The sequence below is a fragment of the Pseudoduganella sp. GCM10020061 genome (assembly GCF_042683405.1).
Classification (GTDB): domain Bacteria; phylum Pseudomonadota; class Gammaproteobacteria; order Burkholderiales; family Burkholderiaceae_D; genus Telluria.
Map to the genome: position 1 here is coordinate 822,834 of NZ_JBHUJS010000001.1, position 24,021 is coordinate 846,854.

The 24,021-nt window shown below is 60.0% G+C and carries 19 protein-coding genes, 2 tRNA genes and 1 pseudogene; 11 read left to right on the forward strand and 11 right to left on the reverse strand.

Annotated elements, in window-relative coordinates; genetic code table 11:
- Positions 1-131: 131 nt before the first annotated feature.
- Together ACFSQR_RS03660 and ACFSQR_RS03665 are read left to right on the forward strand one after the other, a co-directional pair.
- A complete protein-coding gene (locus tag ACFSQR_RS03660) occupies positions 132-590 on the forward strand; it encodes a cupin domain-containing protein (RefSeq protein ID WP_377728250.1) in 459 nt (152 codons plus the stop codon).
- Positions 591-694: 104 nt separating this feature from the next.
- On the forward strand, positions 695-1,708 hold the full coding sequence (locus tag ACFSQR_RS03665) for an MYG1 family protein (RefSeq protein ID WP_377728251.1): 1,014 nt from the start codon (positions 695-697) through the stop codon (positions 1,706-1,708).
- Position 1,709: 1 nt separating this feature from the next.
- Here ACFSQR_RS03665 and ACFSQR_RS03670 read toward each other — a convergent pair whose 3' ends face one another.
- Positions 1,710-2,960 carry a DUF819 domain-containing protein gene (locus ACFSQR_RS03670; protein WP_377728252.1) on the reverse strand — a complete coding sequence of 417 codons (1,251 nt, stop codon included), beginning with the start codon at positions 2,958-2,960 and terminating at the stop codon, positions 1,710-1,712.
- A gap of 164 nt (positions 2,961-3,124) precedes the next feature.
- On the opposite strand from ACFSQR_RS03670, the gene ACFSQR_RS03675 reads away from it, so the two are divergent.
- The 3 genes and pseudogenes from ACFSQR_RS03675 (at position 3,125) to ACFSQR_RS03685 (ending at position 5,201) form a co-directional block, all read left to right on the forward strand.
- Positions 3,125-3,343, forward strand: coding sequence for a DUF2945 domain-containing protein (locus ACFSQR_RS03675; protein ID WP_377728253.1), 219 nt, complete (start codon positions 3,125-3,127; stop codon positions 3,341-3,343).
- Positions 3,344-3,793: 450 nt separating this feature from the next.
- Positions 3,794-4,141, forward strand: a complete 348-nt coding sequence (locus tag ACFSQR_RS03680) for a DUF5335 family protein (protein ID WP_377728254.1) — start codon at positions 3,794-3,796, stop codon at positions 4,139-4,141.
- A gap of 240 nt (positions 4,142-4,381) precedes the next feature.
- Positions 4,382-5,201, forward strand: a pseudogene (locus tag ACFSQR_RS03685) (aldo/keto reductase).
- Positions 5,202-5,681: 480 nt separating this feature from the next.
- Here the strand turns inward: ACFSQR_RS03685 and ACFSQR_RS03690 are convergent.
- The 8 genes from ACFSQR_RS03690 to ACFSQR_RS03725 all read right to left on the reverse strand — a co-directional run bounded on the left by ACFSQR_RS03690 (position 5,682) and on the right by ACFSQR_RS03725 (position 16,035).
- The gene (locus tag ACFSQR_RS03690) at positions 5,682-6,539 is read right to left on the reverse strand and encodes a hypothetical protein (protein ID WP_377728255.1); all 858 of its coding nucleotides are present in this window, start codon (positions 6,537-6,539) and stop codon (positions 5,682-5,684) included.
- Positions 6,536-8,350 carry an AAA family ATPase gene (locus ACFSQR_RS03695; RefSeq protein ID WP_377728256.1) on the reverse strand — a complete coding sequence of 605 codons (1,815 nt, stop codon included), beginning with the start codon at positions 8,348-8,350 and terminating at the stop codon, positions 6,536-6,538. The genes ACFSQR_RS03690 and ACFSQR_RS03695 overlap by 4 nt, the downstream gene beginning before the upstream one ends.
- Position 8,351: 1 nt before the next feature.
- Positions 8,352-10,298 (reverse strand): restriction endonuclease subunit S, encoded by a 1,947-nt coding sequence (locus ACFSQR_RS03700; RefSeq protein WP_377728257.1) that lies wholly within the window; start codon positions 10,296-10,298, stop codon positions 8,352-8,354.
- The gene (locus tag ACFSQR_RS03705; RefSeq protein ID WP_377728258.1) at positions 10,298-12,082 is read right to left on the reverse strand and encodes an N-6 DNA methylase; all 1,785 of its coding nucleotides are present in this window, start codon (positions 12,080-12,082) and stop codon (positions 10,298-10,300) included. Before ACFSQR_RS03705 ends, ACFSQR_RS03700 begins: the two co-directional genes overlap by 1 nt.
- 23 nt (positions 12,083-12,105) lie before the next feature.
- Positions 12,106-14,550: an EcoAI/FtnUII family type I restriction enzme subunit R gene (gene hsdR / locus ACFSQR_RS03710; RefSeq protein WP_377728259.1), complete on the reverse strand. Its 2,445-nt coding sequence runs from the start codon at positions 14,548-14,550 to the stop codon at positions 12,106-12,108.
- Positions 14,551-14,619: 69 nt separating this feature from the next.
- Positions 14,620-14,778 carry a helix-turn-helix domain-containing protein gene (locus tag ACFSQR_RS03715; RefSeq protein WP_377728260.1) on the reverse strand — a complete coding sequence of 53 codons (159 nt, stop codon included), beginning with the start codon at positions 14,776-14,778 and terminating at the stop codon, positions 14,620-14,622.
- Positions 14,779-15,340: 562 nt separating this feature from the next.
- Positions 15,341-15,416 (reverse strand) — tRNA-Phe (locus tag ACFSQR_RS03720).
- 166 nt (positions 15,417-15,582) lie between these two features.
- Entirely contained in the window at positions 15,583-16,035 is a 453-nt protein-coding gene (locus ACFSQR_RS03725; protein ID WP_377728261.1) for a fasciclin domain-containing protein, read from the reverse strand.
- Positions 16,036-16,086: 51 nt separating this feature from the next.
- Between ACFSQR_RS03725 and ACFSQR_RS03730 the strand changes: the two genes are divergently transcribed.
- Positions 16,087-17,169 carry a MerR family transcriptional regulator gene (locus ACFSQR_RS03730; protein WP_377728262.1) on the forward strand — a complete coding sequence of 361 codons (1,083 nt, stop codon included), beginning with the start codon at positions 16,087-16,089 and terminating at the stop codon, positions 17,167-17,169.
- Between the two features lie 53 nt (positions 17,170-17,222).
- Here the strand turns inward: ACFSQR_RS03730 and ACFSQR_RS03735 are convergent, their stop codons facing one another.
- Positions 17,223-17,552: a GYD domain-containing protein gene (locus tag ACFSQR_RS03735; RefSeq protein ID WP_377728263.1), complete on the reverse strand. Its 330-nt coding sequence runs from the start codon at positions 17,550-17,552 to the stop codon at positions 17,223-17,225.
- A 232-nt stretch (positions 17,553-17,784) separates the two neighbouring features.
- Between ACFSQR_RS03735 and ACFSQR_RS03740 the strand changes: the two genes are divergently transcribed.
- On the forward strand, positions 17,785-18,987 hold the full coding sequence (locus tag ACFSQR_RS03740; protein WP_377728264.1) for a low temperature requirement protein A: 1,203 nt from the start codon (positions 17,785-17,787) through the stop codon (positions 18,985-18,987).
- A gap of 69 nt (positions 18,988-19,056) precedes the next feature.
- Here the strand turns inward: ACFSQR_RS03740 and ACFSQR_RS03745 are convergent.
- A tRNA-Phe gene (locus tag ACFSQR_RS03745) sits at positions 19,057-19,132 on the reverse strand.
- 122 nt (positions 19,133-19,254) lie between these two features.
- Between ACFSQR_RS03745 and ACFSQR_RS03750 the strand changes: the two genes are divergently transcribed.
- The 4 genes from ACFSQR_RS03750 to ACFSQR_RS03765 all read left to right on the forward strand — a co-directional run bounded on the left by ACFSQR_RS03750 (position 19,255) and on the right by ACFSQR_RS03765 (position 24,020).
- Positions 19,255-20,478, forward strand: a complete 1,224-nt coding sequence (locus tag ACFSQR_RS03750) for an FAD-dependent monooxygenase (RefSeq protein WP_377728265.1) — start codon at positions 19,255-19,257, stop codon at positions 20,476-20,478.
- 29 nt (positions 20,479-20,507) lie between these two features.
- Positions 20,508-21,233: a DsbC family protein gene (locus ACFSQR_RS03755; RefSeq protein WP_377728266.1), complete on the forward strand. Its 726-nt coding sequence runs from the start codon at positions 20,508-20,510 to the stop codon at positions 21,231-21,233.
- Positions 21,234-21,335: 102 nt separating this feature from the next.
- Positions 21,336-21,794: a (2Fe-2S)-binding protein gene (locus tag ACFSQR_RS03760; RefSeq protein WP_377728267.1), complete on the forward strand. Its 459-nt coding sequence runs from the start codon at positions 21,336-21,338 to the stop codon at positions 21,792-21,794.
- 9 nt (positions 21,795-21,803) lie between these two features.
- The gene (locus tag ACFSQR_RS03765; RefSeq protein ID WP_377728268.1) at positions 21,804-24,020 is read left to right on the forward strand and encodes a molybdopterin cofactor-binding domain-containing protein; all 2,217 of its coding nucleotides are present in this window, start codon (positions 21,804-21,806) and stop codon (positions 24,018-24,020) included.
- Position 24,021: the final 1 nt, after the last annotated feature.

Here is a 24,021-nt window from a genome sequence, read left to right on the forward strand (position 1 = left end):
AACGGCATTTTTTTCGTCCTGCCGCAACGACGCGCCGGCGCACACCAGCGAGGAGCAGAATGCGTAACTGGATTGCCCGACACGGCTTTCCTGAGCCCTTGCGTTCACCTGTCGTCCAAAAGGAGAAGATCATGCACAAGCACCTGTCCATGCCATGCGTATTGCTGTCGGCCTGCATGCTGTACTTCGCATCCGGCCCGGTTGCCGCCGAACCGGCGCTGGCGATCGCCTCCGCCGACTCCACGCTGAAATGGGGCGCCTGCCCGGACTTCATGCCGAAAGGCTGCCAGCTCGCCGTCCTGCATGGCGACCCTGCCAAAGCAAACGCGGATGTGTTCCTCCGCGTTCCGGGGAAGTCGTCCGTGCCGATGCACATCCACACCTCGGCGGAACGCATGATCCTGACGCAGGGTGAACTGCACCTCACCTATGAAGGACAAAAGGTCTCCGTGCTCAAGCCCGGCTCGTACGCCTACGGCCCCGCAAAAATGCCGCACAAGGCGGTCTGCGCCAGCGCGAAGCCATGCGTCCTGTTCATCGCTTTCGAGCAGCCTGTCGACGCCATACTCGTCGAAACCACGCCAAAGTAGCAGCAACCGGGCGCGGATCGATGACCCGGGTGGGACGCTGCCGTAGGACATGAAAGCGGCTTTTGCCGTAGCATGCGCTCACTACCATCGCAGACTGAATACTTATGATGATCGTGACGCACAACGGCAAGTTCCACGCAGACGACGCATGGGCGGCCGCCACCCTCAACATCCTGTTCCCCGGCTGCGAGCTGGTGCGCACGCGTGACCCGGCCGTCATCGAGGAGGCCGATTTCGCTGTCGACGTGGGCGGCATCTGGGATCCGGCGGCAGGACGCTTCGATCATCACCAGAAAGGGTTCGACGTGTGCCGGCCCACCGGGGTTCCCTACGCCAGCGCCGGCTTGGTCTGGCGGGAATACGGCGGGCGCTGCGTCAGTGCGCTGTCTTCCGCGCACATGGGCTATGCGCTGCCGGACGACAAGGCTCGCGAGATCGCCTACGCGATCGACGCCGACATCGTCCAGTATCTCGACCTGTCCGATGTGGGTGCGGCCAAGAACGCGCCCGGCGGGTACGGGCTGTCGGCAGTGGTTTCCGGCTTCAATCCGAACTGGCTGGACGAGCAGCGGCTCGGGTACGGGGCGGCGACGGAGGAGTTCCGGCTTGAACAATTCAAGCGCGCGATGGCGCTGCTGACCGACATCATGATCAATTCGGTCAAGTACCGTGTGGGCGCGATGCTGGCAGCTTCGCACGTGCGCCAGTCCGAGGTCCTGCAAGGCGGCAAGCTGCTGTTCCTGAAGAACAGCGCGTTGCCTTGGACGCAGGTGGTACGCAAGGAGATGCCGAAGGTCCTGTTCGTGATCAGCCACAGCATTGGCGAACAGCGCTACCTGCTCCACACCATCCCGGCCAGTCCGGAGAATTTCGATGCCCGTGCCGACCTGCCCGAGCCCTGGGCGGGATTGCGCGATGCCGAGCTGGCAGCGGTGACGGGAGTACCCGACGCCACCTTCTGCCATAACGGCCTGTTCATCGCTGCCGCCAGGTCATACGAGGGCGCGCACGCGCTGGCCCTGCTCGCGCTGGAGCACGTCGAACGTCGTGCGGCAGGCACCGCCAACGCAACAACGCCACCCGAAGGTGGCGTGCAGGAGCTTCCCGGCGGCGTGTGAATCAGCCGCCGGCAATGGTGCGCAGGGTGATGCCGGTGATGTAGGCGCAGTAGGTGCCGAGCGCATAGCCCAGCACCGCGAGCAGCACGCCGACGGGCGCCAGCGCCGGGTGGAACGCGCTGGCCACGACCGGCGCCGACGCGGCAGCACCGATATTCGCCTGCGAGCCGACCGCCATCATGAACAGCGGTGCCCGGATCAGTTTCGCCATCAGGATCATCAATCCGCCGTGGAACAGGATCCAGATCAGGCCGAGCAGGAACAGCCACGGACGGTCGAGCAGGGCGGCCAGGTCCATCTGCATGCCGATGGTGGCGACCAGCACGTAGAGCATCACCGCGCCGATCCGCGATGCACCGGCGCCTTCCAGCGTGCGCGCCTTGGTAAAGCTGAGCAGCAGGCCGATGGTCGTGGCGATCACGACGATCCAGAAGAAGCTGGACGTCAGGCTGTAATCCTGCAGGCGCCAGTCGGCTGGCAGCGAGGCGATCCATTCGACCAGCGGCTGCGCCAGGAAATGCGACAGGCCGGTCGCGCCCAGGCCGATGGCCAGGATCACCATCAGGTCGGTCAGGTTCGGGATGCGGGCGTGCTGCGCCTGGTACTGCTCGATACTGTCGCGCAGGTTGTTCAGCGCGGTCAGGTCGGCGCCGGTCCAGCGGTCGAAGGCCCTGGCGCGGCTGGCCAGGAACAGCAGCACCGCAGTCCACAGGTTGCCCACCAGGACATCGACGGCGACGAACTGGCCGAACAGCGTGGCGTCCACACTGAAGACTTCGCGCATGGCGGCCTGGTTGGCGCCGCCGCCGATCCACGCGCCTGCTACCGTGGTCATGCCGCGCCAGGTGTCGCCCGCCACCGTTTCGGGATGGATCACGCGCATCGCCTCGAACGACACCAGCGCGCCGAGCATGACGCCCACCGTCCCGGTGAGGAACATGATGATCGCTTTCGGTCCCAGCCGGACGATGGCCTTGAAGTCGATGGCGACGCACAGCAGCACCAGCGAACTTGGCAGCAGGTAGTCGCGCGCCATCGGATACAGCTTCGAGGCCGAGCCATCGATCACGCCCAGCGTGTTCAGCAGCGAGGGCAGCAGGTAGCACAGCAGAAGGGCCGGCACATAGCTGTAGAACTTCTTCCAGAACCCATCCTGGCGCGAGGCGGTCCAGAGCACGCCGCCGAGGATGGAGATGAGCATGCCGAGAATGACGGCATCGTTGGTAATCATGGGGGATGACACGGTTTGCATGCGGACTCCAGGTTGACGCGCAGGGCCGAATGCAGTGTGCAGCTCAGCTATCGCAGAGCAGGAAGTATCGCCGTGGAAACCGGCAACGTCAACGGAACAAGCACCCCCGGCCGCCTGTACTTACAATGCAAAGCGCCGTCCGGCACTTCGCGAAAGGACCGATCATGACTGTCACGTTCAAGGCAGGGGACAAGGTGGAATGGGAGTCCGCGCAGGGCGCTGTGCGTGGCACCGTTAAAAGGAAACTGACTTCGCCCATCGATATCAAGGGCCATCATGTGGCGGCCTCCCCGGACAATCCCGAGTACCTGGTGGTCAGCGACAAGACGGGGGCGGAGGCGGCGCACAAGCCCTCCGCGCTGCGGAAAGTGGCCGGGCAATGAACAGGAGCGCCGGTTGCGTCGGACCAGCATGAAAGAAAAACGCCAACCTCATGGGTTGGCGTTTTTGCGTAATGAATTCCTGGTGGCCCGGGGTGCGTTCGTTTGAGCGCGCTTGCACCGGCCACGGAACGGGAATATCGTGAAAGGACGTTAACGCGCGGAGTGAGATCATGGCCGGCATGCTGATACCGAACCGCGGCCGACCACGTCATCCTTAACTTCAAGTACGGCGCGCGCAACGCCGGAGACGTGCTCGAAGAGATCGGCAACGAGATCCTGCCGCAGCTGGCGGAACCCCAGCCCCGAGCCACACTGGGCAGGGCCGGCGCTGCGTGCACACACTGATTACAACGCACACTCACGACTGGGTATGCGGACGATGGTGGCAGGCTCCCTGTGCCACCAGTTGTGCGGATGATTAAGATCTAAATTACGGGGCAGGCAAACATCATGGCTACGGCAAAACTTGAAAAAGCGGCATGGCAAAAAACGTTTGATCAGATGTCGAAATCGCTGCTGGTCGGCAAGCAGGTCGAAATTGAGGTGATCGGACTAAGTATCGGCGCCCAGATCGAGCAGAAGTGGATTCAATTGCTGGGCGTTACCTACGACCCCAAGGGCGATCTCATCGAAGTTCTCGTCGAGGGTCTCGATCACCTGATTCCCAAGCCGCGTGAAGTCTGGGTCGATCAAGGCGCCATGGGACTGGTCAGCATCGAAGTGATCGACGCCGACGATGTGCGCCAGATCATCCGGCTGCGCGAGCCGCTGATGCTGCGCGCTTCCGCCGCGGCGTAAGCACGGGGGGCTGGTGATGATCCCGGCAGGCGCCATGAACTGGTGATCGCCTGCTTCCATTCTCCGCTCCCAGATCAGCCGGACAGGCGTCCGGCACCCAAGTCCAGTGGGCGATCATCAATCGATGCTGGAAACCCGGATCGACTCCTGGTGCTTGTCCAGGAGCGATGCCTGCTGCCGGTTGCGTGCTTCGGCATGCTTCGCCGCGCGGATGTTCACCATTGAGCCGAGGGAGCAATCATGCGCAAGACCAAACTTCCCTCGGGCGAGGAAGTGCCCGTGCTGGGGCAGGGGACCTGGGGTTTCGGCGAACGCCAGGACGAAATCGACGCACTGCGGTTCGGCATCGACATCGGCATGACACTGATCGACACGGCAGAAATGTATGGCGACGGCGCGGCCGAGGAATGATTGGCAAGGCGATCGAGGGACGCAGGGAGAAGACCTTTATCGTCGACAAGTGCTTCCACAGAATGCGGCCCGAAGACGAACAGTCGCCGCCTGCGAGAACAGCCTGCGCCGCCTCAGGACCGACCACATTGACCTGTACCTGTTGCACTGGCGCGGCCCGGTACCGCTGGTGGAGACGCTGGCGGGTTTCGACGACCTGCTACGCCCCGGCAAGATCCGCTATTGGGGCGTGAGTAATTTCAACGTGCCGGATATGGAGGAAGTCGCCGGGCTACCGGACGGGGCCGCGGTTGCAACGGATCAGGTGCTCTACAATCTGATGCGGCGCGGCATTGAATTCGACCTGATGCCATGGTGCGAGCAGCGACACATCCCGATCATGGCCTATTCGCCGCTGGAGCAAGGCCGCCTGTTAGGGGACCCTGACATTCGGCGCATTGCCGATGAACATTCCGCCACCCCGGCCCAAATCGCCCTGGCCTGGGTGCTGCGCAAGGCACACCTGATCGCGGTCCCGAAGGCCAGCACGCCAGGGCATGTCAAGCAAAACCGGATCGCGCTGGACATTCATCTGACGACAGACGAGCTTGCAGTACTGGGCCGCGCATTTCCGCCGCCCAAGCACAAAGTGCCATTAGAAATGATTTGAGCAGGTATGGCCAGTCCACAGCGCCTCGCGGCAGCTTGGGCGCTCACTTCTTGTTCCATTGGATTGCCTCCTCCTGGCGATGAAGCGATACGTGGTGCGGAAAAATGGGTGTGCAATGCGGGCATGGCAGGCGTTCGACTTCATTCACTAAGGGGTACGCGGCACCCCGGCGCAAGCGCGATTCGCCAGAACGGGACCCTTAACAAAGGGCGAGGGGTTGATGCCGGAAAGAGTCGGACGTCCTGAAAACCAAAACGCCAACCTGCATGGGTTGGCGTCTCGTGAACTGCATGTTCCTGGTGCCCGGGGCGGAATCGAACCACCGACACAAGCGGGTAAATCCCAATCGGCCAATCTTGCTTCCCCAGTTTGGGAAAAACTGCTTCACCAATTTTACATATTCCAAAAAATCTCTGTTTCTGTGGCGAAGTCGATTCGCCATGGATGGCACCGTGCTTGTAGTTCACTCATGTCGAAGTATTAACAAACCAGCCGGAAAAGCTGCGGATCGTTTCGCATCAATAAGCACCATCGAGCGACTGCCGATAGTTCAGCCGTTGGATTGGTCATTTCGCGTATGCGCGCGCGGACCTCGGTCAACTTAGCCTTGGCAGCTGGGTTATTGCCTGCACCAATACGGGCTTTAGCTATCGCAAAGTCGTTTATCAAGCGGTCCACCTGTTGCCATACCTTGCGGCGAGCCTCTGCCAAAGGCGCGTGCTCATTGAGTTTGAACCGCTTTACGGTCTCGATGACACGCTCCTGCTCCCAAGGGGAGGAACCCGGCATGGGAATGACCTTACCTTCCTCGTCAAAAGCGACCAGCGCAACGTCATCGTCATCAATCGGGTCAAGCAGATAGCGCGTTTCTGATTCCTCACAGGGCGCGGCGTAGGTGGAGCATAGAGAGCCATCTTTGAGGGGAAACCAGCCCCCCTTCTTGCGGTTTCCGACATTGCCGCACACGCGGAAATTCATGTAGTCGAAAGCCAGCCACCAGTAGCCGTCGCGCAGACTGGTATCTAGTGCCTTGGCTTCTTTTTTGGGGCGAAAGTGTTCCACGTCGTAGTGTGAGTACAGCTCTCGCACTTCTGAGAACCAGCATTTGCCCGCAGACAACGCTAACAGCCATTCCTTCAAAGCACCCCAGTGAGTGCTGTTGGCATCAATCAGTGCATTGCGTTCATCACGTTTTCCCGCCGCTTCGAGGGCAGCCAATTCGGCCACCAGTTGGGCAGACTTCGCCAGCCAGGCATCCCACTGCGCTTTTGTCCAAGGCACCCAATTGGGGATGTCGGTATCGGTAGGTCGCTTGTGCTCCAGGTCGATCCAGATCACTGGCCATCCTCCTCTCGCAAGATTTCTTCGATGATCGAATCAGCAATCGCATCTTGCTCGGCCTGCTCCTCGGGCGCGAGCACGGGTTTGCGGAAGCGGCGGTGTTGCGCCATCCTTCGTACAAACAGCGCGTAATCCGGGTCCCGGAAGTCAGCCGTCGAAAAGCCAAGATCGGACAACTCGGCTGACAGACGGCTCAACTCAGCATCCTCCTCCGGAGTGCGCGGTGATTTCACAAAAAGTTCATTTCGGCGGAACAAGCGCCGCTCAGTTTCGATGTCGAGTGTGGACGAGAGGCCAAACAGCTCACTCTTAAGTAGCCCAGTCACGCCCATCCCCTGCGGATGTTCGTCGGGTACGTCTACCACCGTGCGGCCATCATCACGGCGAAGGATGTGCACTTGCTCTCGCTTGAGACTGCCCACCATCATCGGGTCGTGGGTGGTGATGAGGATTTGAGATTGCCCTAGGGATGTATCAAAAGCACCGCTGTCGAACCCACCGACATGACTATCACTCAATACGCCTTCGATATCGTCGAAGTAGCGCAGCTTCCAGATCGGGTTGAGGTGGGTGTCCGGTTCGTCGAGCAGGAACAGGCAATGGTCTTCGCGGGTGATGCGCATCAGGCCCAGCACGGTGAGCATTTGCAGCTCGCCTTCGGAGAGCTGGGTGAAGCTCACGTTGCCGCCATGCTCATCGCGTTTCTTAACAGTGATTCGGACCTCGTCGATCAAGTCGCCAATATAGGCGCCCTCGGCGTAGCGGAAGAAGCTATCGGTGCCGCCGACCAGTTCGCCCAACTCCCTGAGTTTTTCCTGGCTGGGGACGAACAAGTAAAGCTGCTTCTGTTTTTCGCTGCGACCACGAAAGTCGATTTGCTTTGTGGCTTCTTGCTCAATCGGCGCCCAAGCCACCTGCCACAGTTTGTTGAGAAACTCGCTCACCACATTGCCGCGTGCATACCAGAAACGCGGGTCGCCTTCGTTGAGTTCTTGTTCGTCAAACTTGCCGTTACGACGCTTTTCACGCAGACGGTGTGGTTCTTTTAACACAAACAAAGCCGACTCCAGCGACTCGATGTGCAGATTTTTTAGTACCTTTTTGAATACCGGGTCGTCGGACAATAAACACGCCAGCAGCACTAGTTGGCTATGCCCGCCACGGCAGTAAAACAGACGGCGCAGCCGGTCGTCGCCCGCTTGCTTCAGCCGCGCATCGCGGCGGCGTTTGGCATCTTCGACGGCACGAATATCCGCCTCGGAGCCAGTAAAGTTTTCCAGCAACTGCTCGGAAAGCACTTCGTCCGTGGTGATTTCTTGGCGCTGGTTGAAACGGCGCTGATGCTCCTGAAACAACACCTCAATGCGTTCGTTGCGGCCCGAGTAGTAAGCAAAAATATGTGTTGGCAGTAAGCGGGGGCCGCGACGATGATCAGGCGGTTCTTTGCCTGGCGTGTCGTTTTTGGTCAGGTACTCTTGGCTAACACGGTCACTATCCACCCATACATAAGGACGCTTCTGCTTGGAGGTGTCCGCCTCAATGCGCACAGCGTGTCCGCGAATGCTGTATTCCAGCGTGTAGTCGAAGGCCGCCTCGCGGTCCAGATCCACATCGCGGAAAATGGTGATCAGCGCCTCGATCAGGTTGGATTTGCCGGTGCCGTTCTGGCCGATTAGCGCATGACTGCGGATGGGCTTGGGCTGTGCATCACCATGCGCACTCGCCGCGGCTTGCAAGTGCGTATCGAAAGCGATGTCGAGATCACGTAGATTGCGAAAGGACGGGATACGGATACGTAGCAGTTGCATATCAAGCGCTCGCCGTATCGGCCGCTTTTTCGCGCATTTCAGCGGGAACCGGTTCCAGAATCCAGCCGTGGGCCACCTCAGCTTTCAGTTGCGCGTAAAAGGCATCGATCTCGCTGCCGAAGCGCTGCCACAAATCCTTGGCACTCATTTCGCCATTGTGACGAGCCAGAATAGTGGCCAGCGGCGCTTGGGCTTTGATGTCGGGCGTGGTGCCCAGCCGCAGTAGCGCGATCAATTCAGTTTGTGGGGCTTTCATGGACTCCTCTTCTTGTTCGATGGCGATGCCGGTTAGGCTGGACACGGAAGCAGCAGCAAGCCGAGTAGATTGATTTCTGGCTGCTTCGAGCTGTGACGACAGCACCGAACATATATTCATTAGTTCCTCGACCCGCTGAACGATTCGTTGCTGCTCTTCTTTTGGGGGGACTGGCAAAAGTAACTGCTTAAGCTTCCCTGCTTTAATGCCTTTTGCAGTCATCCCCGTTGAGTTCTCTTCTAGCAATGACTGAAAGAGTGGAGACATCATGAAGTACATGGCGCACTTCGTATTTAGGTCGGCAAAGGGTTGAAGATCAATAACGCGTTGCGCGAGCGCAAAACTAGGTTGCTCTTCAATGCGCGCCACATTCCCAAGTGGAGCTTCGGTGGTAATTAGTAGATCGCCAACACGAGGAAAACCTCGGGTCATCCATGCTTGATATGAGGATTCTGACAGATACTCCACCGGCTCAACCGCAATGAATCCAGGGCGCACGTTCTTTGCAGTTACAAGTACAACACCGCTGCTTGTTTTGACCGGTGTTTTTCCGCGATAGTCAATAAACTGAAAAAGCTCATCCAAGCTCACCCTCTTCCAATGCGCCGGAATATTTATTTCTACATCAACGATATCAGTAGCCGAAGGCTTTTTGTTCTTCATTTCGCCAGAGGCGAGGCGCATACGTTTAGCTTCCAAAGATCGGCTAATCAATGCCTCAGCAGGTTGGTCATTGAGCTGTCGATCAGTCAGTAGCCCCTGAATTGCCAAATCTAAGATCAGCGCCTTGATTTCTGAAACATCCTCCGGCACATAAAGCAACTTTCCTAAGTTTTCGGCCAGGCGCGCCCAAGTGGTTTGCAATTCGTGCGGGCTGGTGGCGCTAGAGACAGCTTGCAGGGTGGTCTGGCGCAGATTGTTTTGCAGCTTGCGGCGGTCTTGCTGTTGCGCCTCCAGCTTGTCGCACAAGCTCATTAGCTCATCGACTTTAACGACGATGCGGGATTGTTCTTCGACAGGAAGCACAGGATAAGCCGCCAAAATAAGATCATCCCTCGAAAATCCTGGAATCATGCTTTTGGATTTTTCAACCAGTTGACCAACGAAGCCATCAAGCCAAATCTTTAGAAATCCCGTATTCAACTTCCCAGAGAAATTCCTTATCGCCATGATTTGACGGGCTATATGAATCTCTCCAAGAGTGTTGAATGCCGTTTTTCCAATAGTGCCTTTGCATGTGATCAATAGGTCACCAGTGATTGAAACTACAACGGGAGCTGACGTCCACCTGTTAATGCTTATGACCCCGCACTCAAAATTGCTTGCACCAGTTATGTACGGGATTCCATGATTTGAATCGTTGTATTGGCTAGGTGCCAAATCACGGCCAGACAATAGTTGCCAGACCTCACCGAAACGAGCCCATTCCCAATGCGGCGGAGCATCAGCGGCGATCTCTTGCTGCGACACCTCCGGAAACGGTTTCTCGCGTGGAAGTTTCTTATCGGAAATTAGGCCGGCTTTAATTGAGCGGACCTCGCTAAGCAAAACCCGAGACGAAGCATCTGACGTCGTAAAGGCTATTAATCTTCCTTGAACGGCCAATTGCAGAATCAATGCACGGAGCTTTCGAATACCTCCTGGCGCGTTCGTAATGTGACCAAACTCCGCCAAAAATTGCTGTGCATCCATCAGGCATCCTCACCTACAAAGTGATGCGCCAGCGCGGCAGCTAATTCACTCTTGAGCTGGTTTTCGGTTTCTTCGATTTGGCCCAATAGCGTTTTGTACTTCCTCAGCAGCTCGTCTGGGTCGTGCGTCTCTTCTTCTGGCGCGTTGGGGTTTTTGATGTCGAGGTTAAAAATCGGCCAATAGAGGCGGTCTCCCGCTGCCTGGGCATCGCGTGCTTGGAGCCGCAGGGGTTCGGCTTGGGCACGTAGCTCGGCAATCTGCGCTTCGATTTTTTCGCGGTAGGCGGCATCGGTAGTGCCGACCAGGCTGTTGCGCAGGTCTTTGGCCTCGGTCTCCAGCGCGACGGCCTGGTTGTTCAGGTCTTCGGCGCGTTGCCAGTGTGGCTTTGCGGCGGCTTCGGCCTGTTCGCGTTTAGTTTTGAAATCCACTTTCCAGGCGAATTCGTTTTCCACGCGGTCGGCAAAGTCGTTGGCCTCGCTGCCCCACCAGTCCTGCTCGGGCTTGAACTCTTCCAGCCGGATGGGTTTGGTTTTGGAATAGCTCTTGTAGCCCGGTGGGTACCGGTGTTCATAAAACCAGATGTTGTCGGTGTGGAAGTGTTCGGTGCCGTCATCGACTGGGCCGCCCTTGGTGAAAAAAAGCAGGTTGGTCTTGATGGTGGTGTAAGGCGCAAACACGCCTTTTGGCAGGCGGATGATGGTGTGTAGCTTGCAGTCGCGTAGCAGCAATTTTTTCAGTGTGCCTTTGATGCCATCGCCGAACAGAAAACCATCGGGTAGCACCACGGCAGCACGGCCGTTCTCTTTCAGCAGCTTTTTGATGATGAGCGCCATGAACATGTCGGCGGTTTCGCGCGTACGCAAATCGGTCGGGTAGTCGCTGCCCACACCGTCATCTTCATAACCGCCGAAGGGCGGGTTGGTGATGATGCAATCGACCTTGTCGGTGGCGCTCCATTCGTTCCAGCCTATGCCCAGCGTGTTTTTGTGTTCGATCTGGCTGGGCACGTCGATGCCGTGCAACAGCATATTGGTGGTGCACAGCAGGTGAGGCAGTTGCTTTTTCTCGATGCCGTGGATCAGCTCCTCGATGGCGCGCTTGTCTTCTGGACGCGGTGACTTCATCGTCGCAAGCTGATTGCGGAAGTGGTCAATGGCAGCCGTCAAGAAGCCGCCAGTGCCGCAAGCCGGGTCCATCACGGTTTCGCGTTTGTCCAGCCGCGCGTTCACGCGGTCGGCCATGAAGGCGGTGATGGCCCGTGGGGTGTAGAACTCGCCAGCATTGCCCGCACCGCGCAGATCATTGAGCATCTGCTCGTAGACATCGCCTAGACTGGCGCGGGTTTTGAAGTCGTGGAAGTTGATGGCTTCTTCTAGCTTTTCGATCACGGCCAGCATCTGCGGACCGGATTTCATATAGTTGTTGGCATCGCGGAATACTTCGCGGATGACCTTATGCTGGGGGCTGCGGTCCGCGTCGATCTGATCCTTGAGCGTGGGAAACAGTTCGTTATTGACGAAGCCGATCAATTCGCTGCCTGCGATCTGCGGCTTCTTCTTGCCGTCGGCATCGGCCTTGTAAGCCGCCCAGTTGCGCCAGCGGAAACGCTCTGGCAAGGATGATTTGTAGGCGGGGTTATCGTCTTCCCATTCTTCCTCACGCTGATCGAACACTTTAAGAAAGAGCATCCAGGTGAGCTGACCAAGGCGCTGGGCATCGCCGTCGACGCCGTCGTCCTTGCGCATGATGTCCTGGATGGATTTGATGGTGCTGCTAAGATTCATCTTGTGGTTCTCGATTTACAGGCTCAGGCCTGTTTCAGTTCATTCTGGTCGTAGAGCGCTTGTTCAAGCTCTTGTACGGCCCGGGTATATTGCTCGACGCTGCCGAAGATGCCGCGCCGGATGTGGGTTTTGCTGCCAAACTGGTCGAACGGCGGCAATTCCAGTACCTTGGCATCTTCGATGTCCTGCACGCCGTGGTCGGCGAACTTATCGAGCAGGGCTTCGAGCACGGCACGGGCCTGCTCGCCATATTTGCCAAATACATCGCGCTTCTTCACGTTGTTGGCGCGCTCGCGACGGGTGAGCGGTTTTTGGTCGAAGGCAACATGGGCGACCAGATCAAACACATCCAGCTCGCTGCCGTTGGCCACAGCCTGTTGCAGGATTTCGATCGGCACACCTTGATCGGCGAGCTCTTCCAATACGGCCTGCTTGCGTTCAGCACTGTTCCACCGGCGCAGGAAGTCAGTCATGCTGCCGAACTCGGCCTGAAGCGCTTTCTTGATGTCGTCCTTCAAAAGAACGCGGTAATCCTCGGTGATGAGCTTGCCATCGGCATTGAGGTACTGCGAGCGCTCCACCGCCACGCGCACGTTGACGTCGTCGATCACGTATTTGACGCGGCCTTCGCCGCCACCGCCTCCGCCTCCGCCCGTAATGTCGCCGGGTGGCGTGTCATCGCCGCCACTCGGACCAGGGCCATAGGGTGGGGGCTCGGGTTCGCTGATGCCGGGCGGGTTGGTGATGTCAGGCGGCACTACGGGTTCATCGGGCTTTGGCTCGTATATCACCACCGGTTCACCGTCGAAATCTGGGTCCGCGAACAGTCGTGTCGCACCCTTGAAATCCATGATGTTGAAGTACAGCTTTTGGTAGTCCTCGCGCAGACGGGTGCCACGACCAATGATTTGCTTGAACTCAGTCATCGAGTTGATGTTTTGGTCCAGCACGATGAGTTTGCAGGTCTTGGCATCCACACCGGTGGTCAGCAGTTTGGAGGTGGTCGCGATGACGGGGTAAGGCTCGTCGTTGTCGATGAAGTAGGAAAGCTGCGCTTTGCCTTCATTGTCGTCGCCCGTGATGCGCATGACGTAGCGACGGTTGCTGGCAGCGGCCGGGATGAGCTTGACCAGCTCTTGCCGCATGCGTTCGGCGTGGTCCTGGTCATCACAAAACACGATGGTTTTGGCCATTGGGTCGGTGGCCTTGAGGTATTCCCATACTTTGCTGGCTACCAGTTTGGTGCGTCTTTCCAGCACCAGTGTGCGGTCAAAATCTTTCGTGTTGTATTGGCGCTGTTCCACTGCCTGGCCGAGTTTGTCGATCTTGTTTTTTTCGGGGGTGTAACCCACGGCATCGACATCAGTGGCGATTCGGATCACTTTGTAGGGCGCGAGGAAGCCATCTTCGATACCTTGCTTCAGCGAGTAAGTGTAGATTGGGTCGCCAAAGTAGGTGATGTTGCTTACCTCCTTGGTTTCCTTCGGCGTAGCCGTCAGGCCCAAGTGTGTGGCGACGCTGAAGTATTCGAGCACATCGCGCCAGGCTGAATCATCGGCAGCACTGCCACGATGGCATTCATCAACAACGACGAGATCGAAGAAATCGGCCGGAAACTGCTTGTAAATTTGCTTCCATTCTTCCTTGCCTGTGACCGCCTGATAAAGGGCAAGATAGATCTCATAATTTTTCTTGACCTCGCGGTTGGAGACCTTGTGCATGACCTCGCCAAAGGGGGCGAAGTCTTGCTGCATGGTTTGATCGACCAGAATGTTGCGATCGGCCAAAAACAAGATGCGTTTTTTCGCTTTGGCTTTCCACATACGCCAGATGATCTGGAATGCGGTGTAGGTTTTACCGGTGCCGGTGGCCATTACCAGCAGCACGCGCTGCTGTCCTTTGGCGATGGCTTGGATGGCCCGGTTGATTGCGACGCGCTGGTAATAGCGTGGCTCCTTGCCGCTGCCGTCGGTGTAGAACGGCTGCTCAATTAGCTTAACTGCGGCAGGCTCAACAAGGCCTTTCCATCGCTGATAAAGCGGCCAAAGATCGTCCAGCGATGGAAACTCGCTGAGTGAGAGCTCGCGCTCGCTGGGCTGCGTCAGGCCAGTGCGGTCGTGCAGCAGGAAGCCGTCGCCATTACTGCTGATGGCAAAGGGGGCATCTATCATCTCCGCATAGGCCAATGCCTGCTGCATGCCGTGGCCGACCGAGAAGCGCGCTTGCTTGGCCTCGACTACCGCAATCGGTACGTTTGACCTGGCGTACAAAACGAAGTCCGCACGCTTAGGGCCACCTTTGGCATCGGGATTTTTAATACGTGCCGCAAGTTTGCCGCGCACCATGACGCGACCGTCCGTGAGATTTACTTCCTCGCGAAACTGACGCTGCTGCCAGCCCGCCCGCACAATCGCAGGCGTGATAAACTTGGTGCAGATATCACGCTCACTGAGCTGGTGCTTGTCCATTTATCCCCCTGATGTGTGGCGGTCGGTATCTAGCTTGTCGTGCGCATCGTCTTCGTCAGCTCCTCCCGCTCACACCCATTTATCAACTTCGGAGAGCTGAAACTTCCATAGCCGACCTATCTTGTGCGCTGGCAAACCCTTGCGCTCCCGCCAGCGATAAACGGTATCCTTTACGACGCCCAAATGCTTAGCGACATCGATTGCTGTGACCCACGGCTCGGAATTCATAGCATTGGCGCTCTTTTTAAGCCTCAAAGTCGTTCAAAATCGTTATCAGTCTACCAGCGTAAATTATAGTGGACTATCCCGGGCGCGGGTTGAGTAGTCTAGTGCAATCGTCGAGTGGTTCGTCTCTGATTGGCGCACAGGAAGAAAGAGACTTCGGCAAAATGGGGCAGCGTGGTCGAAAAGCAGTTCCCTGATCGAAGAGCTTTATTGTCCACGCTTGACACCATCCGCCTATTGCATCCTCGGGAAAAGACACGAGCGAGCGGAGCTTGACCAGCGGAAGATTGCCGATGGCGACGCGGAACTGGCTGTGCATTGCATATCCTTTATCGCGAGCGAAGCTGGCTGGGCAACGGAATGAGTGGTTTGTGCGGAAGCTTCAGTCTTTACCTTTCGCTTTCATGATTCGTCTCGTTAAGCAGCTCTGCGGACGATTGGACAATTTGGTCGATTGGGCTTGCTAATACTTACTGCATCCGGAAATGGACCGGAGCCGAAGACTTTCAGTCCAGAAAACAAAAACGCCAATCCGTATGGATTGGCGTTTTGTAAGGAATATTCTTGGTGGCCCGGGGCGGAATCGAACCACCGACACAAGGATTTTCAATCCTCTGCTCTACCAACTGAGCTACCAGGCCAAGGCGGGCGATTATAGCAAACGTCGAGTCGTAGGTCGACGACTCCTTAGCGGGTGCTGCGTTTCAACGATGAAGCGACGCGCCGCTGCAAAACGCCACCCGAAGGTGGCGTTTTATTGTGCTGGCATGCGATCAGAGGGTATGCGGTGCACGCATCGTCCGTCGTTTATGGCATCACCACCGTGTCGATCACATGGATGACGCCATTGTCGGCGGCGATGTCGGTCTTGATCACGGCGGCCTTGTCGACCCAGACCTTGCCACCCTTCGCACTGACGGTCAGGTTGCTGCCCTGGACGGACTTCACGGCGCCAGGCTTGACGTCGGCGGCCATCACCTTGCCTGGCACGACGTGATAGGTCAGCACTTTGGTCAGTGCGGCCTTGTCCTTGAGCAGTGCATCCAGTTTAGCCTTCGGAATCTTGGCGAAGGCTTCGTCGGTGGGTGCGAACACGGTGAACGGGCCTGGTCCCTTGAGTGTGTCGACCAGTCCCGCAGCCTGCACTGCTGCGACCAGCGTGTTGAACGAGCCCGCCGACTTGGCGGTATCGACGATGTCGGCAGCCTGCGCGGCGCCGAGGGCGAACGTGAGCGAGAGTGCGGTCAAAACTTTTTTCATGGCGAGCTCCTGTAGGGTGAGGTAATCAGTTCCACACAGCGGGTTGAACAGATGTTGAACCGTGGTGTGAACGGATTATGCGTGAATGTCGCTCGAAAAATCACGCGAGAACCGGTAAAATCGAATCAATTACGGTTCAATAACGGTTCAATCATGGATGATACTTCAGGCGACACCACGGCGCCGGCCGGCCGGCCCGCAGCTTCCTATCGCAGCGGTGTCGCGGCCCGGCTGGCAGGGCTCCCGGTCGAAACCTTGCGTGTATGGGAGCGCCGGTATGGTCTCTCGGACACACCGCGCTCCGAGCGGGGCCAGCGTTTGTATTCAGCCATTCAGGTGCGCCGGCTCGGGCTGCTCAAGCAACTGGTCGACCAGGGTCATCCGATTGGCGTGCTGGCTGGCCTGGCGATGGAGCAACTGGAGGAGCTGGCAGCCGCGGGCGCCGCCGGTGCCGTGGTGGCCGCCGCGCGTGTGCGCGCTGCGATCGTGGGCCGCAGCCTGTACCGCCGCATCGCATCCGATCAACGCGACGGTGCCGGCCTGAATGTCCAGTGCCATTGCGACAACCTGGCTCAGGCAGGTACTGCGCTCCAGGGTGCCGCGGTGGATGTGCTGATTGTGGAGCTGTCAGAACTCAACGACGCGGACGTGCCCCAGATCCTGGCAGCGCGCGATGTGCTTGCGATCAGCGCGGTCATCGTGCTGTACCGCTTCTGCCCGAGCGCTTCGGTGCGGCGGCTGCGCGAGGAGGGGTGCGTCGTCGCGCGGGTGCCCGCCGAACTGGGGGAACTGATGCTGTTGTGCCGCAGCGCGCTGGCGGGCAAGCCCATGCTGCCCGACACCGCGCCCGCGCCGGTCGTCGCGCCGGTGCGATTCAATGACGAGGCGCTGGCATCGATTACCCGCGCCAGCTACGTGCTGCAATGCGAATGCCCGCGCCATTTGGCAGAATTGCTGTTGATCACGGGCAGTTTCGAGCGCTACAGTGCGCAATGCGCCAGCCGGAACGAAGCCGATGCCCAGTTGCACCGTGACCTCGAGCACGCAGCAGGGCTGGCGCGTACCGTGCTCGAGGCGGCAATGGAGCGCCTTGCCCGCGCGGAAGGGCTGCCGTTGGCGGGCATGGGCAGCTAGCGCGTGTATCCGGCCGCGATGACAGTCGATAGCTGCGGCAAGAACGCGTGCGATCAGGTGGCGCCAGGCGGACGGTATGCGATGGTGCGCGCCTTGGCCAGGGCGTCCAGCGTGTCCTCGACGGAGAGTAGCGGGATCGTCTCGAACTTTGACACGGCGCCGCCTCCACCGATCGCGATCGCGACCGCAGCCATCGACACATCGTCGGGTGCTTCCCACACGTTGTAGCCGTCGCAGGGCCCCAACGCGTACCAGAAGCCATGCAGTTTGCCGCCGACGGACTCAATGTATTTTCGCGCGGCCTCACGGCGGTCTTCGGGCCGTGTCATCAACCGGGCCCAGGTCTCCGGTGTATAGCTAAAGCGGGTCAAGTAGAGAGCCATGGCGACATCCTCCTTCGCTCATTCAATCTAGCACACGCAGGTGGAGGGCCCAAGGAGCCGGACCACCCGCGCGGCGCCCGGGGCACGCTGCCTCCGGCGGCCCGTGCGCGGGCAAGCGCCAGCCTTTGCTAGTATCGACGCGTCGGCCCGCCACGCGAAGGAGCAGGGATGGAGACTCGTATCGATTGCTTGCGCGGCCCCGACCCTGGCACTGCCCCGGTCAGCCCTAACGATGGGCATACCGTCCACCGCCAGCCCGGCGCATCTCGCGCGATGGGCTGATATGCACAACACAAAATATTTCGATGCCCATCGCCATGCCACTTGGCTGGAGTTGTTCTTCGACCTGATTTTTGTAGTCACGATCGGCGATGTCACCCATATCCTGAGCCATGCGCACGACGGTCATCTCGATCCGCAGCAGTTCTGGAAGTTCATCCTGATATTCGTTCCCTTGTGGTGGATCTGGGCCAGCCACACCATGTATGCCAACCGGTTCGACGCGGACGACCGGAAGCATCGGCTGGCCACGCTGGTCATCATGTTCCTGCTGATTATCATCTCGGGCCTGATCGACCGGCGATTCGTGGCAGGATTCGACGCCATCGTCGTCTGCTACGCGGGTTCGAAATACGTCATCGCCTTCATGTATTTCGTGTCCAAACACCGGCATAAGGAAAGCGTCGGACTTACCACGGCGGTTGGCTGGGTAATCCTCGCAGGCGCGACCATCAGCCTTGCTTCGATCCTGTTCCCGGCGCCACAGCGATATGCCGTGTTCTATCTTGGGATCGTGTTCGACCTGGTCGCGTTCATGCTGTTCCTGCCGCGCCGGCTCCAGGAGATCCCGGTGCATACCGAACACCTGATCGAGCGCGTGGGCCTGCTCACGATCATCATGCTGGGAGAGTCCGTCTACAGCCTGTCCGCCGGGCTGGCCGACATCAGCTGGACCGCGGAGAGGATGCTGACCGCCGCGACCGGCTTCGTCATGATATCGAGCATCTGGTGGGTCTACTTTGACAGCTTCCACCTGCTGACCAGGCAAAAGCTCACGACCGGTCATTCGGTCGTGTACTCGCACTTGTTCGTCTTCATCGGCCTGTCGATCCTTGCCAGCCTGATCCGGCATGCCATCCTGGGCGACCTGGCCATCCACGATTTTCGCGTGCTGTCGGTCGTCGGCCTGGTCTGCTTCTTCCTTGGGAAGCAATACGCGTACTTCATGGAGGTACCCGAACTCCGCTTCTACCTGTTGGTCAACACACTGGTCGTCTTTGTATTGGCCGGGTGTTCCCTGCTGTTGCCCGCCACGAATTACATCCTGCTCGGGCTGACTGCGACGGTGATTTTTTATGCGTTCCTCAGTCTCACATACCTGAGGGTCCCGTCGGGCGGGCCGGGCAAGGCCGGTGCCGCGGGTGGCGGGCATTGACCCAGCGGATGCCAGGGACGGCGGCGCAAAAGCAAAACGCCACCCGAAGGTGGCGTTTTGCTGAATTCTTGGTGGCCCGGGGCGGAATCGAACCACCGACACAAGGATTTTCAATCCTCTGCTCTACCAACTGAGCTACCAGGCCAAGAGGCATGATTATAGTCAGGCCAAATCGATATTGCAAGAGCGCATCGCGCAAATTCTTGGGGCCAGCTAGCGCTCCGGACGTGCAGCGTCCGCTACGCGCTTGGCTTTATAATGCTTTTCATGAGCAAATCAACATCTTTGGCAGCGCGTCACCGTAGCGACGTCTGCATCGTGGGCAATGGCCCGATCGCCAAGACGGCCGCGCTCGGGTTCTCGCAGGCCGGCCACAGCGTCACGCTGCTGTGCCCGATGGTCGGGAGCGCGCCTCCGCCTGCTGCGTCCGGCGTGACCAAGCCGTGGGACGTGCGCGTGTATGCGCTGAACCACACGGCGCACAAGCTGCTGACCTCGCTGAAGGTGTGGGGCGCGCTCGAGCACGACCGCATCGCCCCTGTCGAGGCAATGAAAGTCAGCGGCGACGGCAAAGACGGCGGCGGGCTGGCCTTCGATTCGTTCGGCGCGCATGTGGAATCGCTGGCCTGGATCGTCGAAGACAGCAACCTCAACCAGGCGCTGGACGCGGCGCTCAAGTTCGCGGCCAACGTCAAGATGCTGCACGGCCGGGCGGCCCGACTGGATACGACCACCGAGCATGCCCGCATTACGCTCGAGGATGGCGCGCAGGTGGAGGCGGACCTGGTGGTCGGCGCGGACGGCAAGCACTCCTGGGTGCGCGGCCAGTGCGATATCGGCTACGACTACCGCAATTACCACCAGCGGGCGATCGTCACCAATTTTTCGTGCACCACGCCGCACCATGGCGTGGCGTACCAGTGGTTCACCTGCGCCGAAGGCATCATCGCGCTGCTGCCGCTGCCGGGCAACCGCGTATCGCTGGTCTGGTCGGCGCCGGATGCGCTGGCCGATACGCTGCTGACCGAAACGCTGTCGGAACTGGCGGTGCGCCTGGCGCAGTACGCGGAGCCGGTGCTGGGCGCGCTGCGTCCGCTGACGCCGGAAGATGTGGCAGCCGTGCCGCTGGCGCTGATCCGCCCGCATACGATCGTGGCGCCGCGGGTGGCGCTGGCAGGCGATGCCGCGCACGCGGTGCATCCGCTGGCCGGGCATGGCATGAACCTCGGCTTTGGCGATATCCAGGACCTGCTCAAGGTGGTCGCCGACCGCGAGCCGCACCGCAGCATCGGCGACAGCCGGGTGCTGGCAAGGTATGCACGTGAGCGCAAGGAAGACGTGCTACTTATGCAAGTTGCGACCGACGGGCTGGAGCGTTTGTTCGGAACCGACCTCGAACCCTTGCGCGTAGTTCGCAATTTCGGATTAAACTTGCTGGATAAGTTTCCCTTTATCAAGCGTAAGCTGATCGCGCAGGCGATGGGAAAGTAATTTTTTCAGCGGTTTGATCCGGAGATGTCATGGTTAAAGCAAAGGTAGCGCTGGCGTTCGCCTCAGTGCTGTTCGCGGGCTGCGTGGGTGCAGAGCAGCCTGCAGAGGTAACGATCCGCAAGGCGATCGAGGAGCGCCTGGGCGCGACTGCCAAGGTGGAGTCGATCACGGCGACGCCGTATTCCGGGCTGTATGAAGTCCGCATCGGCAACGAGATCATCTACACCGACAAGAACGCCGAGTACCTGTTCATCGGCAACATCTTCAACGCGAAGACCTCGCAGAACCTGACCAAGGCGCGCACGGACGAGATCAACCGGATCAAATTCTCCGAGCTGCCGCTCGGCCTCGCGCTCAAGACCGTCAAGGGCAATGGCGAGCGCGTGATCGCGATCTTCGAGGACCCGAACTGCGGCTACTGCAAGCGCTTCCGCCAGACCACGCTCAAGCAGGCCGACAACATCACCGTGTACACCTTCATGTACAACATCCTGTCGCCCGATTCCTTCGTCAAGTCGGCCAATGTGTGGTGCGCTGCCGACCGCAACAGGACCTGGGACGACTGGATGGTCAACGGCAAGGTCCCGCCAACCGTCACCAAAAAATGCGACAACCCGAACGACAAGGTGGTCGAGCTGGGGCAGAAGCTTCGGATCGAAGGAACGCCCGCGATCTTCTTTGCGGACGGCTCCCGTGTCTCCGGAATGATCGACCTGAAGACCCTCGAAGCGAAGCTCGCCTCGATCAAAAAATAATCAAAATGGGGACAGACCCCATTTCCGAAACGCGGTCCTAAAAATGGGGACAGACCCCATTTTCGAAATGGGGTCTGTCCCCATTTTTACTGGGAGAGACTGGTGCCGACACTGAATATCAACGGGCGCGACATGCAGGTCGACGCCGATCCATCGACCCCGATCCTGTGGGCGCTGCGCGATAACCTCAATATGACCGGCACCAAGTTCGGCTGCGGTGCGGCCATGTGCGGTGCCTGCACGGTGCACATGAACGGGCAGGCGGTCCGCTCGTGCGTGACGCCGATCTCGGCGGCTGCGGGACAGAAGATCACGACCATCGAGGCGATGGAAAACGACACGGTCGGCAAGGCTGTGCAGGAAGCGTGGGTGCGCCACGATGTGCCGCAGTGCGGCTACTGCCAGAGCGGCCAGGTGATGAGCGCGGCGGCCCTGCTGCGCACCAACAAGCGTCCCACCGACGCCGACATCGACAACGCCATGAGCGGCAATGTCTGCCGCTGCGGCACCTACCAACGGATCCGCGCGGCCATCAAGGACGCGGCCAAAACCCTCGCTTAAGGAGCCGTCATGCGCAACGAATGGATGCATGGCGACGCGGGCGCCGAAGAACAGGCAGCAGGCGAGGGCGTGTCGCGCCGCGGTTTCCTGAAAGCGTCGGCGGTGGCAGGGCTGGTGCTCGGCTTCACGATCCCGGATTCGAACAAGTTCGCCGCCGCGCAGGCCGGTGCCCGCAAGATCTCGCAGCCGAACGCCTTCCTGCACATCACGCCCGACGGCGTGGTCACGGTGGCGGTCAACCGCCTCGAGTTCGGGCAGGGCGTGCACACCAGCCTGCCGATGCTGATCGCCGAGGAGCTGGACGCGGACTGGTCGAAGGTGCGCGCGGAACTGGCGCCCGCCGGCGACGCGTACAAGGATCCCGGCATGGGCTTGCAGATGACCGGCGGCTCCGGATCGGTGAAAAACTCGTTCATGCAGTACCGCGAGATCGGCGCACGTGCGCGCCTCATGCTCGTCGCGGCCGCCGCGCAGCAGTGGAAGGTCGCGCCGGAGCAGTGCCGCACGGAGAACGGCGTCGTGTACGGCCCGGCAGGGCAGAAGGCTTCCTATGGCTCGCTGGCCGATGCGGCGATGAAGCTGCCGGTGCCGCTGGCCGTCACGCTCAAGGATCCCAAGCAGTTCAAGGTGATCGGCAAGCCGACCCGCCGCATCGACGCGCGCGCCAAGTCCACCGGCAAGCAGCAGTTCGGCATCGATTTCACGCTGCCGGGCACGAAGGTGGCCGTGGTGGCGCATCCGCCTGTCTTCGGCGGCAAGGTGGCGAGCTTCGACGCGTCCAGGGCGATGGCGGTCAAGGGCGTGGTCGCAGTGGTGCAGGTGCCCGTCGATCGCGGCGGCAGCGGCGTGGCGGTGATTGCGGACGGCTATTGGCCGGCCAAGGTCGGACGCGATGCGCTGGTCGTGGAGTGGGATACCGCCTCGGTCGGCAAGGTCGATACGGCGGCGCAGATGGCGGCATTCCGCGAGCGTGCGAAGGCGCCGGGCGCGGTGGCGCAGAAGGCCGATACGTCGGCGCTGGCCAGCGCGCCGGTGAAGATTTCGGCCGTCTACGAGTTCCCTTACCTGGCGCATGCGCCGATGGAGCCACTCAACTGCCTGGTCGACCTCAAGGCCGACAGCTGCGCGGTATGGGTGGGTTCGCAGTTCCAGACCGTGGACCATGCGGCGGTTGCCAAGACCACCGGCCTGGCGGCGGACAAGGTGACGCTGAACACGATGATGGCGGGCGGCGGTTTCGGCCGCCGCGCGGTGCCCTCGTCGGACTACATCGTCGAGGCGGTGAACATCGCCATGGCGTACCGCGCCGGCGGCCACACGGGGCCGGTCAAGCTGGTGTGGAGCCGTGAGGACGACATCCGCGGCGGCTACTACCGCCCGTCGTACGTGCACCGCGCCGACATAGGCATGGACGCGCGGGGCAATATCGTCGCCTGGGACCATGCCATCGTCGGCCAGTCGATCCTGGCCGGCACGCCGTTCGAGAAGTTCGGCGTGCGCAACGGCGTGGACGGCACCATGACCGAAGGGATGGGCAAGCCGTACAAGGTGCCGCTCAACCTCACCACGCACATCGAGCAGGCCAACGTGCCGGTGCTGTGGTGGCGCTCGGTCGGCTCGACCCACACTGCATTTGTGATGGAGACGCTGATCGACGAGGCGGCGCAGGCGGCGAAGATGGACCCGGTGGAATACCGCCGCAAGCTGGTGGGCACGGACCATCCGCGCCACCTGGCGGCGCTCGAATTGGCCGTGGCCAAGTCAGGCTACGGCAAGAAGGCGCTGCCGAAGGGGCGCGCCTGGGGCGTGGCGATGCACGAATCGTTCAATTCGGTGGTCGCGTACGTGGTCGAGGCATCGGTGGTGGACGGCACGCCCAAGCTGCACAAGGTGACGGCCGGCGTGCACTGCAACCTGGCGGTGAACCCGATGTCGGTGGCGGCACAGGTGGAGGGCGCGGCGCTGATGGCGCTCGGCACCACGCTGCCCGGCGCGGAGATCACGCTCAAGGATGGCGTGGTGGAGCAGTGGAATTTCGACCGCTACACCGTGGCGCGCATGGTGGACATGCCGCAGGTCGATGTGTTCATCGTGCCTTCGACCGAGCCGCCGACCGGCATCGGCGAGCCTGGCCTGCCGCCGCTGGCGCCGGCATTCGCCAATGCGCTCGCGCGCCTGACCGGCAAGCGGCTGCGCAAGCTGCCGTTCGACCTCGCTTCGGCCTGAG

What these genes read in the sequence shown, in the direction of transcription:
- ACFSQR_RS03715 (WP_377728260.1), bottom strand. Translation starts at nt 14,778, where the DNA reads ATGAATTCCGAGCCGTGGGTCACAGCAATCGATGTCGCTAAGCATTTG.
- ACFSQR_RS03675 (WP_377728253.1), top strand. Translation starts at nt 3,125, where the DNA reads ATGACTGTCACGTTCAAGGCAGGGGACAAGGTGGAATGGGAGTCCGCG.
- ACFSQR_RS03670 (WP_377728252.1), bottom strand. Translation starts at nt 2,960, where the DNA reads ATGCAAACCGTGTCATCCCCCATGATTACCAACGATGCCGTCATTCTC.
- hsdR (WP_377728259.1), bottom strand. Translation starts at nt 14,550, where the DNA reads ATGGACAAGCACCAGCTCAGTGAGCGTGATATCTGCACCAAGTTTATC.
- ACFSQR_RS03660 (WP_377728250.1), top strand. Translation starts at nt 132, where the DNA reads ATGCACAAGCACCTGTCCATGCCATGCGTATTGCTGTCGGCCTGCATG.
- ACFSQR_RS03750 (WP_377728265.1), top strand. Translation starts at nt 19,255, where the DNA reads ATGAGCAAATCAACATCTTTGGCAGCGCGTCACCGTAGCGACGTCTGC.
- ACFSQR_RS03700 (WP_377728257.1), bottom strand. Translation starts at nt 10,298, where the DNA reads ATGGATGCACAGCAATTTTTGGCGGAGTTTGGTCACATTACGAACGCG.
- ACFSQR_RS03665 (WP_377728251.1), top strand. Translation starts at nt 695, where the DNA reads ATGATGATCGTGACGCACAACGGCAAGTTCCACGCAGACGACGCATGG.
- ACFSQR_RS03740 (WP_377728264.1), top strand. Translation starts at nt 17,785, where the DNA reads ATGGGCATACCGTCCACCGCCAGCCCGGCGCATCTCGCGCGATGGGCT.
- ACFSQR_RS03755 (WP_377728266.1), top strand. Translation starts at nt 20,508, where the DNA reads ATGGTTAAAGCAAAGGTAGCGCTGGCGTTCGCCTCAGTGCTGTTCGCG.
- ACFSQR_RS03765 (WP_377728268.1), top strand. Translation starts at nt 21,804, where the DNA reads ATGCGCAACGAATGGATGCATGGCGACGCGGGCGCCGAAGAACAGGCA.
- ACFSQR_RS03680 (WP_377728254.1), top strand. Translation starts at nt 3,794, where the DNA reads ATGGCTACGGCAAAACTTGAAAAAGCGGCATGGCAAAAAACGTTTGAT.
- ACFSQR_RS03730 (WP_377728262.1), top strand. Translation starts at nt 16,087, where the DNA reads ATGTTGAACCGTGGTGTGAACGGATTATGCGTGAATGTCGCTCGAAAA.
- ACFSQR_RS03725 (WP_377728261.1), bottom strand. Translation starts at nt 16,035, where the DNA reads ATGAAAAAAGTTTTGACCGCACTCTCGCTCACGTTCGCCCTCGGCGCC.
- ACFSQR_RS03735 (WP_377728263.1), bottom strand. Translation starts at nt 17,552, where the DNA reads ATGGCTCTCTACTTGACCCGCTTTAGCTATACACCGGAGACCTGGGCC.
- ACFSQR_RS03695 (WP_377728256.1), bottom strand. Translation starts at nt 8,350, where the DNA reads ATGCAACTGCTACGTATCCGTATCCCGTCCTTTCGCAATCTACGTGAT.
- ACFSQR_RS03705 (WP_377728258.1), bottom strand. Translation starts at nt 12,082, where the DNA reads ATGAATCTTAGCAGCACCATCAAATCCATCCAGGACATCATGCGCAAG.